The organism is Kitasatospora sp. NPDC051170 (assembly GCF_044455705.1).
In the GTDB taxonomy this organism is placed as follows: Bacteria; Actinomycetota; Actinomycetes; order Streptomycetales; family Streptomycetaceae; genus Kitasatospora.
This window is the reverse complement of sequence record NZ_JBITFA010000003.1, coordinates 394040-409345: the sequence shown is the minus strand read 5'-3', so window position 1 is coordinate 409345 and position 15306 is coordinate 394040. Positions and strand designations below refer to the sequence as shown.

Genomic DNA, 15306 nt, shown 5'->3' with positions numbered 1-15306 from the left:
CAACACCCGTACCACCGTTGCCCGGAGGCACCCATGCCGTTCGCCCGTCGCCCGCTCAGCCCCGCCCGCCGTCGCGCGGCCCAGGCGCTGGCCGCCACCGGGGCGGTCGCCCTGCTGCTCACGGGCTGCGGCTCCTCGGGCTCCTCCTCGTCGTCCTCGGGCTCGGGCTCGGGCTCCTCCGCCTCCGGCTCCCCGGCGGCCGGCGGCGGCAAGCGGACCGTCAAGGACGCCACCGGCAAGGCCGTCGAGATCCCCGCCGAGCCCAAGCGCATCGTCACCCTCACCCAGGAGGACCTCGACGCGGTGCTCGCCCTCGGCCTCAAGCCGGTCGGCATCACCAACGGCCAGGGCCTGGCCGAGCCGCCCGCCTACCTCAAGGACAAGGTCCAGGGCGTCCCGGTGGTCGGCAACCTGCTGCAGCCGGTGATGGACAAGGTCATCGCCGCCAAGCCCGACCTGATCCTGGCCGGCGACATGCAGGACGAGCAGATGCTCAAGCAGCTGCGCGAGATCACCCCCGCCACGCTCGTCACCATGGCGCCCACCGACGACTGGAAGCTCGCCTTCCGGGGCATCGGCAACGCCGTCAACAAGCTCGACCAGGCCAACAAGGTCATCACCGAGTACGAGGGCAAGGCCACCAAGGCCGGCGGCGAGCTGGGCAAGAACAAGGGCGCCGCCGTCTCCATCGTCCGCTGGAACCCGACCGGCCCCAGCTGGATGGAGAAGAAGCAGTTCGCCGGCGGCGTCGCCCTCGACATGGGCCTGACCCGCCCGGCAGCCCAGGACAAGGACGGCAACGCGCACAGCCCGGCGCTCAGCCTGGAGAAGCTCAACGAGATCGACGGGGACTGGCTGTTCCTGTCCACCCTCACCGACGACGGCAAGTCCGCGCTGAAGGACGTCCAGTCCAAGCCCGCGTACCAGGAACTGGGCGCCGTGAAGAACAACCACGCCGTCACGGTCGACGGCTCCGTGTGGTCCACCCGCGGCGGCCCGCTCGCCGCGGAGGCCGTGATCGGCGACATCGGCAAGGCGCTCGGCTCGGCCTCCTGACGCCCCGGTACTGCTTCCGTAGTGCCACTACTTCCGTAGTCGCGCGTGGTCGCACTACGGAAGTAGTGGCACTACGGCCCCTTTTCCACCGCACGACGACGACCCCCGGGGGACGGCATGGAGTTGACGATCGAAGGGCTCACCGCCGGCTACGGCCCGGGGCGCCCGGTGCTCGCCGGGGTGGACCTCACCGTCCCCGCCGGGCAGGTGGTGGCCGTGGTCGGCCCCAACGGCTGCGGCAAGTCCACGATGCTGCGGGCCGTCGCCCGGCTGCACAGGCCCGAGGGCGGGCGGGTCCTGGTCGGGGGCGAGGACGTGTGGCGGCTGCGCCCGCGCCAGGCCGCGCACCGCATCGCGCTGCTGCCGCAGAGCCCGCAGGCGCCCGAGGCCGTCACCGTCGCCGCCCTGGTGCGCTACGGCCGCCACCCCCATCAGGGGCTGTTCCGGCAGTGGTCGCCCGAGGATGAGCGGCTCACCTCCGAGGCCCTGCGCGCCACCGGCGTCGAGGACCTGGCCGACCGGCGCCTGGACCGGCTCTCCGGCGGTCAGCGCCAGCGCTGCTGGCTGGCCATGGTGCTCGCCCAGGACACGCCCGTGGTCCTGCTCGACGAGCCGACCAGCGCGCTCGACCTCGGGCACGCCGTCGAGGTGCTGGAGCTGGTGCGGCAGGTCGCGGCGGGCGGGCGCACCGTCGTCATGGTGCTGCACGACCTCGCGGCGGCGGCCCGGTACGCGGACCTGGTGGTCGCGCTGCGCGACGGCGCGGTGGTGGCCTGCGGCCCGCCGCGCGAGGTCGTGGACGCGGCGCTGGTGCGGGCGCTGTACGACATCGACAGCCAGGTGCTGGCCGCGCCGGACGACGGGGCGCCGGTGATCGTGCCCCGGGCGCCCGTGGCCTGACACCCCCTGTCCCCACCACCTTCCACCAACCGCCGGGCCCCGTCGGATCGTTGGTCCTCGTTCACTCGTGCGAGCGGTTTGAACTCCGCAGGTCAAGGACTAGGGGGGACCCGCCCGTCCGGTTGTCAGTGGGCCTCGCTACGTTCCTCGCATCGCCGATCACCTTCGGATCAAAGGCGACCAGTATCCCGTTTTCCGGGTGGGAGGAGTACGGCCGTGGCATGGGTGGAGACGGGCGCGGGAGGGTACCGCGTCACGCTTGACGCGGAGGGAAGGGTGCTGTGCCGCAACGCGGCCGGGCGTGACCTGAAGTCCCTCCCGTCGAAGCTCAACGACGACCCGGTGGTCACTCAGCTCAAGCAGCTCGCCGAGTGGCTCTCGGGCCACGAGCGGCGCTGCCTGGAGGACGCCGAGCGCTGGATGGTCCGGTCGCTGCCGGTGCCCGCCGCCGTGCTCACCGCCGTCTGGGCCGACGAAGCCTGGCAGGCCGTCCTGCGCGACCTCGTGGTCACCGGCGCCGACGGCTCCGTCACCGGCTTCCTGCGCGGGGCCGACGCCGAGCGCGGCCTCGGCCTCGTCGACCTCGACGGGGACACCGTGCGGCTCACCGACGCCGAGGTCCTCATACCCCACCCCGTCCTGCTGCCCGACCTGGAGGAGCTGCGCGAGTTCGCCGTCGAACTCGGCGTCTCCCAGCGCGTCCAGCAGCTCTACCGCGAGGTCTGGCACAAGCCCGCCGACCTGCGGGCCGACACCTCCGCCGGCACCTCCGTCGACGATTACGCCGGCGGCCGCTACCGGGAGCTGCGCGAACTGGTCGGCCGCTGCAACCGGCTGGGCTGCCGGGTGCGCGGCGGCTACGCCGTGCAGTCCGTCACCGAGGGCGGCCGCACCGTCGAGGCCCGCGTCTGGGTCGGCGACTACTACGAGTACGACGCCTGCGAGACCGGCACACTCAGCTGGGCGGGCCCGGACGGCCGCTCCCTGCCGCTGTCCGAGGTCGGCCCCGTCGCCTGGTCCGAGGGCATGCGCATGGCCGCCGCACTGTACGCGGGCCGCACGATCACCGGGGAGGAAGCCGAATGACCGCCACCGTCCTGACCACCACCACTGTTCTGGCCGACACCAACCAGGCCGGCACCGTCCTGGCCGGCACCGACCGGAGCGCCGTCTCGGCGGCCGCCCTGCTCGACGCCGGTGCCGTGCTGCCCGCCGGCACCCTGCCCGACGCCGGCCGCCCCGACTCCGCCGCCGACGTGCTCACCGCCCGCACCTACGCCCACCCCGCGCTGGACGGCCGCCGCATCGTCCGGCTCGTCCCCGGCGCGCTCGGCCAGGCCGAGGACGCCGCCCTCGACTTCCTGGGCCTGACCCCCGACCACGCCCCCGCCGAGGTCGGCCAGGTCCGCCAGGAGGCCCTCGGCTTCCCCGCCTGGGCACTCGTCAACGACCCGGCCAACGGCCACCACGCCCTCGCCCTGGTCAAGGAGATGGAGCGCCTCGCCCGCCAGGTGAAGTCCAAGCCCGGCGCCGCCAAGGACGGCTTCAGCGCGCTCGCCACCCGCCTGGGCCGCGCCGTGCCGCACTTCCTGCCCACCTACTGCGAGGAGGTCGGCCGGATCTTCCTCGCCCAGGGCAACCAGACCTACGCCGCCGCCTGGTTCGGCAAGGCCCGCGAGGCCGAGCGCACCCACGGCCTCGCCGTCGACGAGGAGCGGCTGCGCACCGTCTTCCTCGAGTTCGCCCTCGCCGGCGCCCTCACCGTCAAGGCCCTGCGCCAGTACGTCAAGGAGCTCTCCAAGCGCCTCGACCCGCTGACCGCCTGGCACCGCTTCCGCCAGCTGTGCACCGAGCGCTCGGCCGCCGGCATGGCCCCCTACGCCGGGGTCGCCGAGGACGCCCGCTCCCTGATCCGCGCCGCCGGGATCGACCGCACCGAGAACGAACAGGCCCTGCTCGCCGAACTGCTGGACTCCCCGGCCGTCAACCGGGCGCCCGCCGCGTTCTGGAAGTCCTGGCACGACCGGCTCGTCGAACTCGGCCTGCGCGAACCGGCCGTACGCGCCCGCCTGCTGGAGCTGCTGCCCGAGTCCGACGGCGGCGACGCCGCCGAGCGCGACGCCGCCTGGCTCGCCCTGCTCGCCGAGACCGGCGCCGAGGCCCAGCTCACCGGTCCCCGTGCCGAGGGCGCCGAGCCCGCCGCCGCCTGGCTCGCCACCTGGTGCCGCCACGTGCGCCGCGGCTGGCCGACGCGCACCAACTGCCCCGCCACCCTCGCCCTCGTCGGCCGGATGACGCAGCGCCTGATCGACGACGCCACCCCCGTCGACCTGTTCCTCGGCCTGCGCGTCGACTTCCACCACCTCGACCTGCTCGACGCCCTGCTGGCCGCGGGCGTGCCCGTCGCCGACCCGCCCGCCGACCTCGGCCTGGGCGTCAAGTACTGGGCGGAGAAGGGCGACGACACCGGCGCGCCCCTCACCGCCATCGCGGCCGACCCGCGCTACCGGCCGCTGCTGCGCGCCGCCGCCCCGGCCGCCTGGGAGATCGCCGTCGTGCGCGAGTCGCCCGCCGTGCCGCTGCTGCGCGAGCTGTTCGTCGAATGGGCCGAGGAGCGCGCCGACGAACTCGACGCCACCCGGGGCCTGGCCGCAGCCGCCGACCTCGTCCGCTCCCTCGACGCCCACCGCACCACCATCCGCACCATCGCCCCGGCCGCCGGCGAGCGGATCGCCTCCCTCGACGTCGCCGGGCTGCTCGCCGGCGCCCTCACCGCCGGCATCCTCGACGAACTCGGCTGGCCCGCCCTCGAAGAGGCCCTGGCCACCCTCGCCGACCCGGCCGAACCCACCACGGAAGACACCGCGGAACCCACCACGGAACCCGCCGCGGAATCCACCGCCACCGGCGCCGCCAAGACCCCCGGCTTCGGCGGCCTCCTCCTCAACGGCCTGAACATCGAGGACGCCTGGCCCCACCTCGTCCTCAGCCGCAAGGGCCGCGCCCTGGTCGTCGGCCCCCAGGGCCTCGTCCTCGACCACACCCTGCGCGTGCCCAAGCTCGACGCGCACTGGAACCGCCCCCGGATGCGCTTCGTCGACGGCGAACTCCTCGTCGCCTGGCAGGAGGACGACAAGCAGGTCGGCTACTGGTCCAGCCGCCCCGACGAGCGGATCGAGATCGGCGGCGCCACCATCGCCGGCTACCACTACGGCGACGTGCACCCCGAGAGGACCTCCCTCCCGCTGCCCGGCGGCGGCCGCAGCTTCGGCGAACGCCCCCTGCACCCGGGCGACACCCGCCTGCCCGAGGAGCACCGCCTCCTCGGCGACGGCACCGGCCACTGGACGCTGCGCCACCACAACGGCGCCTACGGCCTGTACGAACTCGACGCCAGGACCGGCGCCGTGGGCCGCGCCAGCGAACCGCCCGCCTTCGCCGCCAACGCCCAGGACGGCCGGCTCGCCGGGGAGAGCACCCGGCTACTGCCCCTGCAGCCCGGTCTGGAAGGCACCCCGCTCGGCACCGACGGCACCGTCCTCGGCCACTGGGTCCGCATCGCCGCCGGCCGCGCCGCCACCACCGTCACCGCCGCCGGGCAGCGCATCGCCCTGCCGATCACCGGCGAACGCCCCGACAACGTCGCCGTCGGCCGACTCGCCCTGCCCGGCGAGGCCAGCCCCGTCGTCCTCGGCACCAGCGGCCTGAACACCTGCGACACGCTCGCCCTCACCCTGCCCGACCTCGCCGCGCCGGGCGACCGCACCGCCGACCTCCAGCCCTGCCGGGTCGGACACCTCTTCGCCGCCGGTACGGCCCTCGTCCCGCCGCTGGACCACTGGCACAGCCTGCGCCCCCGCGACGAGGCCGGCTCCCGCGCCCTGCGCGGCGTCGACACGGTGCTCGCCGCCGAACTGATCGACACCGCCTGGCCCGTCGACACCCGGCCCGTCCCCGAGGACGAGCAGCGCTGGCTCACCGTCCAGGGCGTGCGCCGCCGCATCGCCCACCAGGGCGAGCCCAGCCGCCACACCCTGCCCGTCACCGCCGTCGGCGCCCTGCTGCCCGCGATCGGCCACCCCCTGCTGCTCGCCGGAGTCGCGGGCCTCGCCCGCCACGCCGCGACCCTGCTCGACCGCGTCGCCCGGTACGTGGCCCAGCCCGAGGCGAGCAAGCCCACCAAGGCCCAGGCCGCCGAGTACCGGCCCGACCACGGCGACGACCAGCAGCTGAGCGAGGCCGTCACCTCCGTACTGCCGAACGTCGGAGGCTTCGGCGGCGGTCGGGACACCTCCGGCCGCTGGTGGACGCTCAACAACCTGCGCACCGTCACCGCCGTCCTCGCCGACCCGCCGCCCGCCCAGGGCGAGGGCTGGTCCACCCCCGCCACCGTCGACCTGCTCGGCGGCGTCCACCACCACGGCTGGCTGCACGTCCTCGGCCGCCTGCACGTGCTCGCCCAGGGCATCGCCAACCCGCTCACCGTGCCCGCCCGACGCTCCTCGCTCGTCCAGCTCCTCGGCCACCTCGACAAGGGCGTGCTCGCCGACCGCGGAGCCACCCTGCGTGAGATCACCCTGCGCGAGACCGGGCCGCGCTCCACCGGCGCCGACCCGGCCACCCAGCGCCAGGGCCAGGTGCTGCGCCACGGCGACCGCACCGTCGTCATCCTCGGCCTGCGCAACCACCACCAGCAGCACGGCACCGTCGAATGGCTGGCCGTCGACCACGACCCCAGCGGCGTCTTCGGCCCCGTCGCCCACTTCACCACCACCGCCGAGCGCGACACCCGCGAGCGCGTCAGCACCGCCTGGACCGAGAAGTTCTGGCGCCTCGCCGCCCTGTACCACAGCATCCCCTTCGACCGGGCCCGGGCCGAAGCCTTCGCCGAACTCACCGGCATCGGCCGCGCCCGCGCCACCCTGCTGCTCTGCCCGCCGCCCGCCCTCCTCCACTGGAGCGGCCTCAACCTGCCCGACGAGCGGATCGCCGAACTCGGCCTCAAGTCCGCCGAGGCCGTGGCCGCCAAGGAATGGCTGCGCCGCCACGACCACGAGGCGATCATGGACGTCTGGGCCGCCCTCCTGCCGGAGGACCCCAAGGTCCTGTGGACGCAGGGCCCCGACCTCGCCGCCGCGGCCGAGGCCTGGATCGGCCACTTCGGACGGCTCGTCACCCTCCCCGAGGAGGTCCACCCCACCGTCAAGGGCACCTCCATCGAGCACATCAAGGTCGTCCTCAACCCCGGCCACACCCCCTGGATCACCGGCACCACCCGCTACCGGCTCACCACCGACGGCCACTCCCGCCTCGCACCCGAGGACTCCTCCGCCGTCCCCGGCCACGGCGACCTCCACCAGGCCGTCCAGGCCCTGCGCTGGCTCGCCTACCACCTGCCCGCCGACAGCCCGCTGCGGCCCCTGCTGCCCCCGGCGGCCGAGGCGCTGCGCACCCGCCTCGCCGACCCGGAGCTGCTGCTCGACCTGCACCTCCTCTACACCGCCAAGGGCGGCCCGATGGCCCCCGTCCTGCGCGCCCACCACGGCCTGCCGGCCGAGGGCGGGGCCGACAAGGACGGTCTGGTGCGCTGCGGGCCGGCCATCGTCCTCAGCCCGTACAGCAACGAGGTCGAGTGGGTGTGGGTGCGCCCCTCCGGGCTCACCGGCGCGGACGACCCGCTGCTCGCCCTGATCGACGGCCTGCGCGGCTCCCACTGGTACGGCAGCGACCAGCTCGCCGTCGCCGCGGTGCTCGGCGGCGAGCTCGAGCGCCTGGCGGCCGCCGCTTCGGGCACCGTCTCGGCCGCCGCCTCGGGCACCTCGCCGCAGGCGGGCGCCGAGAACGCCCCCGGGGCGCTGTGGCTGCAGAACCCGCAGCACTCCGTGCCCGAGCTGGTCGCCGAGGCGGCCCGCACCCACGGCCTCGGCGAGGACGCCGCCGCCCTCTACCTCCAGCTCCTCGCCCTGCCCGACCCCACGGACCGCAACGTCGCCCGCTGGACGGGCTGGAAGCCCGCCCGGCTCAAGAAGGCCCGCGCCGAACTCGCCGCCACCAGCCTGGTGCTGGAGGCCAAGCGCTCCCGGGCCGGGCGCAGCCTCTTCCTGCCCTGCGGCTGGCAGGAGGCCAGGAGCCCCGCCCTGCCCGTCGAGACCTGGAAGTCCGCCCTGTACCCCACCAGCACCCACCAGCCGGCGCTGCCGCACCGGTCCGTCCCCGAGCTGTTCGCCCTCGCCTGGCAGCGCACCCTCGACGGCGACGTCCCCGGCTACGAAGAGCTCCAGACCGGCAAGCGCAGGAAGGCCACCCGATGACCGCCACCACCTCCACGACCCCCGTGACCACGACCCCCGTGACCACGACCGCCGTGACCACGACCGCCGCCACGCTCGGGCGGCCCGACTCGGTCGAGCGGCAGATCGTCCCGCCCGAGGAGAAGCACGCCGCCGAACTGGAGTTCCTCGCTGCCCACGACGCCGGCCCCCGCCCGCCCGGCTGGCGGCTCACCCCGCGCGCCGTCGTCACCTTCGTCATGGGCAGCGACGGCGAGAAGCTCAAGGCCGGACGCAGGAGCCTCGCCATCGAGCAGAAGTTCGTCGGCGAGCGCGCCCTCGTCGAACGCTGCGTCGTCACCCTCGCCGGGGAGCGCGGCCTGCTGCTCGTCGGCGAGCCCGGCACGGCCAAGTCCATGCTCTCCGAGCTGCTCGCCGCCGCCGTCTGCGGCACCAGCGCGCTCACCGTCCAGGGCACCGCCGGCACCACCGAGGACCAGCTCAAGTACGGCTGGAACTACGCCCTGCTGCTCGCCAAGGGCCCCAGCCGCGAGGCCCTCGTCCCCTCCCCGGTGCTCGCCGCCATGACCACCGGGGCCGTCGCCCGCGTCGAGGAGGTCACCCGCTGCCTGCCCGAGGTGCAGGACGCGCTCGTCTCCCTGCTCTCCGAACGGCGCATCGCCGTCCCCGAGTTGGCCGGCACCCCGGACGGGCAGCTGCACGCCGCCGCCGGCTTCACCCTGATCGCCACCGCCAACCTGCGCGACAAGGGCGTCAGCGAGATGTCCGCCGCCCTCAAGCGGCGCTTCAACTTCGAGACGGTCGGCCCCATCGGCAGCCTCGCCGCCGAGGTCGAGCTGGTGCGTCGCCAGTCCACCACCGCCGTCGCCCGCGCCGGCGCCGCCTACGCGGTGGACGACGCCGTCCTCGAAGCCCTCGTCACCGCCTTCCGGGACCTGCGCACCGGTCGCTCCACCGAAGGCTGGGACGTCGAACGCCCCTCCACCGTGATGAGCACCGCCGAAGCCGTCTCCGTGGCCACCGCCCTCGGCGTCACCGCCGCCTACCTGCCCGACGGCGGCGACCTCCTCGGCCGCCTGCCCGGCCAACTCCTCGGCGTCGTCCGCAAGGACGACCCGGCCGACGCCGCCCGGCTCCTCGGCTACTGGGACGGCCCGGTGCGCCGCCGCGCCGAACAGGGCGCCGCCACCTGGCGCACGCTGTGGGACCTTCGTTCGGCACTGGAGGCGTGAGCAGATGACGGTCTCGAGCAGCGCGGTGACGCCCGCACCCACGCCCCCGCCCGCTCCGACGGGCGGGGCCGCCCCGACGGGCGGGACCGAGGGAGCCGACCAGGCCGCCGTCACGGCGGCCACCGACCGGCTGGCCGCCTCCGGCTCCGGCCGGCCCGGCCCCTACCTGATCGGCGTGCGCCACCACGCGCCGTCCCTCAGCGCGGTCCTGCCCGCGCTGCTCGAGGCCGCCCGGCCCGAGACGGTGCTGATCGAGCTCCCCGCCGAGTTCCAGCCCTGGCTCGACCACCTGGCCGACGAACGCACCACCGCCCCCGTCGCCCTCGCCGCCGCCCCGGCCTCCGGGGACGAGACGGCCGGGCCCGCCTTCTACCCGTTCGCCGACTTCTCCCCGGAACTGGTCGCCCTGCGCTGGGCCCGGCGCAACGGCGTCCCCGCCGTCGCCTGCGACCTGCCCCTCGCCCACCGCGCCGCGCGCACCCCCGGGCCCGGCCCCGGCCCCCGCCCCGGCCTGGGCGACGCGCTGCGCCGCCGCCTCACCGGCCGCGCCTCCGACGAGGATCTGTGGGACCGCCTCGTCGAGACCGCCGCCCCCGGCTCCACCCCCGAGGCCGTGCGCCGCGCGGCCCTGCTCGTCGGCTGGGCCCTGCGCCACGACGCCGAGAACGGCCCCGGCGTCGACCCGTACGACGAACAGCGCGAAGCCTGGATGCGCGCCCGCATCCAGGAGGCCACCGCGGGCGGGCGCCGCGCCGCCGTCGTCATCGGCGCCTTCCACGCCCCGGCCCTCCTCGAGGGCCCCGTCGCGAAGGAACAGGCCCCCGAGACCTCCGACGTGCCCGAGACCCCCGACGCCCGCGACGCCGCCGACCAGGGCGAGCCGAGCCACGTCCTGTCCCTGATCCCGTACACCTACCCGCTCCTCGACGCCCGCTCCGGCTACCCGGCCGGCATCCGCGACCCCGAATGGCAGCACACCGTCCTGGACGCCGCCGCCGACCCCCGGCGCCTCCACGACGCCCTCACCGACACCGCCGTCCGCATCTGCGCCGCCCTGCGCGCCGACGACCACCCCAGCGGCCCCGCCGACGCCCGCGAGATCGTCCGCCTCACCGGCGACCTCGCCCGCCTGCGCGGCCACGCCGCCCCCGGGCGCGGCGAACTCATCGAAGCCGTCCAGACCGTCCTCGCCCAGGGCGAACCCCTCGGCCGGGGCCGGGCCGTCGCCCGCGCCCTCGAACGCGTCCTCATCGGCACCCGCACCGGCCGCCCCACCCCGGCCGCCCCGCGCAGCGGACTCGCCCCCGCCGTCGAAGCCCGCCTCGCCGAACTCGGCCTCCCCGGTCCCGAGGACCCCGGCCCCCGCGAACTGCGCCTGGACTCCCAGCGCAGCGCCCTCGACCGCCGCCGCGAGATCCTCTTCCACCGCCTCACCGCCTGCGCCGTCCCCTACGCGGACCCCGTCCCGAGCACCGGCGCCGGGGGCCTCGAAACCCTCGGCACCCGCTGGCGCCTCCACTGGACCCCGGCCACCGCCGCCATGCTCACCGTCGCCTCCACCCGCGGCGTCACCCCCGCCCAAGCCGCCGAAGGCGCCCTGCGCGCCCGCCTCACCGACCAGCCCACCCCGGGCGAGATCATCGAGGGCCTCACCGCCGCCGCCTCCTGCGCCCTCCCCGCCCTCGCCACCACCCGCCTCACCCAGCTCACCACCGCCCTGCCCACCACCGCGACCCTCCCCGACCTCCTCGCCGCCCTCACCCTCCTCGACCGCCTCACCGCCTCCCACCTGCCCCTGGACCCCGCCGCCTTCACCCCGCCCGACACCGCGCCCGGCACGGCGCCGGACACCTCCGCCCCCGGCGGACCGCTGGCCGCCGCCGTCGAGGTGCTGACGGTCGCCGCCGTGCGGCAGGTGGAGGGCGTGGCCGGGTCGGACGAGCCCGGGGACGCGCGGGCGCTGGTGGAGCTGGCGCGCCGGGCCGACCTGCGCGGTGGGGTGCGGCTGGCGCACCTGTTGGCCGAACTCGCCGACCGGGGCAGCCCGTTGGTGCGGGGCGCGGCCGGTGCCGTGCGGGTCCTGCTCGGGCAGGAGCGGGCGGAGGTGCTCGGCGGGCGGGCCGCGTCCTGGGTCGACGGGGCGGCGGGGCCGGAGGCCCGCCGCGTGCTCGGTCGCAGCCTGGTCGGCCTGCTCACCGCCGCCGAGGGCCTCTTCGACAGCGCGCCCGAGGCGCTGGAGCCGCTGCTGGAGCGCGTCGGCTCGCTGGCCGACGACGCCTTCCTGGCACGCCTGCCCGCCCTGCGCGGCGGCTTCGACACGCTCAGCCCCGCCGCCCGGGACCGGCTGCTGACCCTGGTGGAGGAGCGGCTGGGCACCCGGCTCACCGACCTGCCCGAGGAGGTCGGCCCGGCCGTGGTCGCCGGCTGGGTCCGCGCCGACCTGGCCGCCCGCGCCGCCCTCGCCCGCCAGGGCCTCCTCCCGCAGCGGGAAGACACCGCGCCCGAGACCCGGACCGCGCAGCCCCCGAGGCCGAACACCCCGATCCCGATCCCGACCCCGACCGCGCCCGCGGCCACGCCCCACGACGCCGCCCACGCCCTCGCCCCCGCCGAACGCTGGCGCCTGCTGCTCGGCCGCCCCGGCGGCGCCGCCCCGCAGGGCCGGGGCGCCCGACTCGCCGCCGCGCTCGACGAGTTGTACGGCTCCGGCCACGGCGAGGGCTCCGGCCCGGGCCTGGACAGCCGAGGCGGCAACCGAGGAGGCAACCGCGGGGGCCGCGAGGCGCCCTACCCCGGAGTCCGCGAGTGGGCCGAGGAGTTGGAGTCGCTGTTCGGCCCGGGCGTACGCGAGGAGGTGCTCGCCGCCGCCGTCGAGCGGGGCCGCACCGACGTCATCGAGGCCATCGACCCGGCCTCCGTACAGCCCTCCGTCGACCTGCTGCGCACGGTGCTCGACCACGCCGGGGGCATGCCGGAGGCACGCCTGGCCAATCTGCGCCCGCTGGTGCGCCGCCTGGTGGACGAGCTGAGCCGCGAACTGGCGACCAGGCTGCGCCCGGCCCTGACCGGGATCGCGGTGCCGCGCCCGTCCCGCAGGCCGGGCGGCGGGCTGGACCTCGACCGCACCATCCGCGCCAACCTCGCCACCGCCCGCCCCGGCCCGGACGGCGGCACCCTGATCGTGCCCGAGCGCCCGGTGTTCCGGACCAGGGCGCGGCAGGCCAACGACTGGCGGCTGGTCCTCGTCGTCGACGTCTCCGGCTCGATGGAGGCCTCGACGGTCTGGGCGGCGCTGACGGCCGCCATCCTGGCCGGGGTGCCCTCACTGAGCACCCACTTCGTGGCGTTCTCCACCGAGGTCGTCGACCTGACCGAGCGTGTGGCCGACCCGCTCAGCCTCCTCCTCGAGGTGCGGGTCGGCGGCGGCACCAGCATCGCGACCGGCCTGCGCTACGCCCGCGAACTGGTGACGGTGCCCTCGCGCACGCTGGTCGCCGTGATCAGCGACTTCGAGGAGGGCGGCCCGCTGGGCCCCCTGCTGACCCAGACCCGGGCGCTGGTGGACTCCGGCGTGCAGCTGCTCGGCTGCGCCTCGCTGGACGACACCGGCACGGCCCGCTATTCGAAGGCGGTCGCGGGCCAACTGGTCGCGGCCGGCATGCCCGTGGCGGCGCTGAGCCCGCTGGAACTGGCCCGCTGGGTGGGGGAGAAGGTGCGATGAGCGAGACGACGAACGCCGCCGGCTGGCCGGCGGTGCGGCCCGAGGTGGTCGCCGAGGTGGTGTCCGGGCTGAGCGCCCGGCTGCAGAAGCGGCTGGACGGCGCGGCGGCGAAGCTGGCGCAGTGCCCGGTGGCGAAGGCCGACGGGCAGTGGCGGGTCGAGGTCGACGAGGAGACGCTCCTCGTCCTGCACGCCCCCGGCGGGGTGGTCGCCACCGCGGGCGACGTGCGCTGCGGCTGCCTGCTCGCCCCGGCCTGCGTACACCGCGCCGCGGCCGTCACCCTCTGCCCGCTCGCGGACGAGGCCCCGGAGCCGCCGGAGCCGTCACCGCTCGCCGGGACCCCGGCCGAGGCCCCGGCTCAGGCCGCGGCTCAGGTCCAGGCCCAGGCCGCAGACCATCCGCTGGAGGAGCCCACCCTCACCCCGTCCGAACTCGCCGCCGCCCGCCACCTCCACCGCGCCGCCGGCGCCGTGCTGGCCGCCGGGGTCAGCGCGGCCGGGGCCGTCGCCCAGGCCGAGCTGCTGCGCGCCGCCCACGTCGCCCGGCTGGCGGGCCTGTACCGCCCGGGTGCGGCGGCGGTCGCCGTGGTCGGCCGGCTGCGCGCCGCCCGCTCCGGCGCGCCGGAGCACCGGTTGGCCGATCTCGTCGCCGCCCTACGGGAGTTGCTCGGCCTCACCAAGGCCCTGACCTCCGAGGCCCCCCACACCCCGCTCGCCGACCTGCGCGGCACCGCCCGCCAGACGTACGAGCCGGAGGGCGGGCTGCGCCTGCACGGCCTGTTCGTCGAACCGGTGCTGACCGCCACCCACGCCGGAGTCGTCAGCTGGGCCGTGGACGCGGACGGCCGGCTGAGCACCATCGCCGAGGTCATGCCGCACACCGACGCGGCCGCCGCCCCCGGCCAGGCGGTCGGCGCGGGCAACCGGCCGGTGCGCCTCGGCGACGCCTCGCTCAGCCACCGCGAGTTCAGCCGCGCGGGCCTGTCCGTGCAGGGCGCGACCAGGTCCGCCGCCGGCCGCCTCGGCGCGGGCGCCTCCGTCCGGGCGGTGCGCGCCTCGGGCGCCGCGTGGACGGCCGAACCGGCGGCCCGGCTCTGGTCCGTACCCGTCGCCGAACAGGTCGCCCGGGCCCTCGATGCGCAGGAGGCGCCGTACGAGACCCGCCCGGCCGGCTCCGACCTGCTCTTCCTGGACGTCACCCTGCTCGGCGCGGCCCCCACCGGCCCGGACGGCGCCCCGCAACTGCTCGCCCGCTGCGACGCACCGGGCGAGCACGGGCCGACCGAGTACGGACGGGCCGAGTACGGGCCGGGCGAGCACGGACGGGCCGAGCACGGGCCGGGCGAGCACGGACGGGCCGAGCACGGGCCGGGCGAGCACGGGCCGACCGAGCACGAAGCAGGCGGGGACGCCCTGGTGGTGGCGCTGACCGCCGGTCACGAACACCCGGGCCTGCCGTACCGGGAGAACCTCGCCCTGCTCGCCACCGCACCCGGCCTGCGGCTGCGGGTCATCGGCCGCCTGGAGCGCTCCGACCGCCCCGAGCTGCGCCTGCTCGCCCTCGGCGCACCCCCGGACGGGCAGGGCGAAGGCCCCACCCTGCCCGCCGACCGGGCCGGACGGATGAGCCTGGGCCTCGAACGCCTCCAGACCGCCGACCTGCCCGCCGGCCTGCCCGCCGACCTGCCCGTCCCCGCCTCCGCCGTGACACCGGCGACCGCCGCAGCGCCCGAGGAGCTCCGACCCGCCCCCGCCTCACCGCCCGTGCACGTGCTCGCCCGCCGGGTCGCGCAGACGGTCACCACCGGCCGCCACGCCCTCGCCCCGGGCGAGGCCGGAGCGGCGGCCGACCGCCGCCTGCTGGGCACCGCCGGGCTGGCCACGGCCGCCGAACTGCTCGACGGCCTGCGGGCCGAGTCGGCGAACCAGCGCCGCGACGTGTTCGGCCGGGTGATCCCCGACGACCACGACGGCTTCGCCACCGCCTGGCTGGCGGCCGCCTGCTACACCGAGGCGCTCGCCACGGCCCTGTGCACCGCCGCCTGGGCGGGGCCGGGGGAGGGCTGAGGCGGGGGCTGAGGCGCGCGGAGGGCCCGGACCCCCGGCGG

General features: G+C 76.6%; 7 protein-coding genes. All 7 read left to right on the top strand.

The genetic code is table 11. The features are described 5' to 3' along the window. The first annotated feature begins 33 nt into the window (after nucleotides 1-33). The 7 genes from ACIBCA_RS08860 (at nucleotide 34) to ACIBCA_RS08830 (ending at nucleotide 15265) form a co-directional block, all read left to right on the top strand. Nucleotides 34-1056: an ABC transporter substrate-binding protein gene (locus tag ACIBCA_RS08860; RefSeq protein WP_396282145.1), complete on the top strand. Its 1023-nt coding sequence runs from the start codon at nucleotides 34-36 to the stop codon at nucleotides 1054-1056. Between the two features lie 117 nt (nucleotides 1057-1173). Then, a complete protein-coding gene (locus tag ACIBCA_RS08855; RefSeq protein WP_396282144.1) occupies nucleotides 1174-1956 on the top strand; it encodes an ABC transporter ATP-binding protein in 783 nt (260 codons plus the stop codon). 216 nt (nucleotides 1957-2172) lie between these two features. After that, on the top strand, nucleotides 2173-3042 hold the full coding sequence (locus ACIBCA_RS08850; protein ID WP_396282143.1) for a DUF4132 domain-containing protein: 870 nt from the start codon (nucleotides 2173-2175) through the stop codon (nucleotides 3040-3042). Further along, nucleotides 3039-8267, top strand: coding sequence for a hypothetical protein (locus tag ACIBCA_RS08845; RefSeq protein WP_396282142.1), 5229 nt, complete (start codon nucleotides 3039-3041; stop codon nucleotides 8265-8267). The genes ACIBCA_RS08850 and ACIBCA_RS08845 overlap by 4 nt, the downstream gene beginning before the upstream one ends. Beyond that, nucleotides 8264-9478, top strand: a complete 1215-nt coding sequence (locus ACIBCA_RS08840) for an AAA family ATPase (protein WP_396282141.1) — start codon at nucleotides 8264-8266, stop codon at nucleotides 9476-9478. The genes ACIBCA_RS08845 and ACIBCA_RS08840 overlap by 4 nt, the downstream gene beginning before the upstream one ends. A 4-nt stretch (nucleotides 9479-9482) precedes the next feature. Then, nucleotides 9483-13199: a DUF5682 family protein gene (locus ACIBCA_RS08835; RefSeq protein ID WP_396282140.1), complete on the top strand. Its 3717-nt coding sequence runs from the start codon at nucleotides 9483-9485 to the stop codon at nucleotides 13197-13199. Further along, nucleotides 13196-15265: a hypothetical protein gene (locus tag ACIBCA_RS08830; RefSeq protein ID WP_396282139.1), complete on the top strand. Its 2070-nt coding sequence runs from the start codon at nucleotides 13196-13198 to the stop codon at nucleotides 15263-15265. The genes ACIBCA_RS08835 and ACIBCA_RS08830 overlap by 4 nt, the downstream gene beginning before the upstream one ends. Nucleotides 15266-15306 lie beyond the last annotated feature (41 nt).

Coding starts and splice junctions, on each gene's coding strand:
- ACIBCA_RS08860 (WP_396282145.1), top strand. CDS start 34: ATGCCGTTCGCCCGTCGCCCGCTCAGCCCCGCCCGCCGTCGCGCGGCC.
- ACIBCA_RS08855 (WP_396282144.1), top strand. CDS start 1,174: ATGGAGTTGACGATCGAAGGGCTCACCGCCGGCTACGGCCCGGGGCGC.
- ACIBCA_RS08845 (WP_396282142.1), top strand. CDS start 3,039: ATGACCGCCACCGTCCTGACCACCACCACTGTTCTGGCCGACACCAAC.
- ACIBCA_RS08840 (WP_396282141.1), top strand. CDS start 8,264: ATGACCGCCACCACCTCCACGACCCCCGTGACCACGACCCCCGTGACC.
- ACIBCA_RS08835 (WP_396282140.1), top strand. CDS start 9,483: ATGACGGTCTCGAGCAGCGCGGTGACGCCCGCACCCACGCCCCCGCCC.
- ACIBCA_RS08830 (WP_396282139.1), top strand. CDS start 13,196: ATGAGCGAGACGACGAACGCCGCCGGCTGGCCGGCGGTGCGGCCCGAG.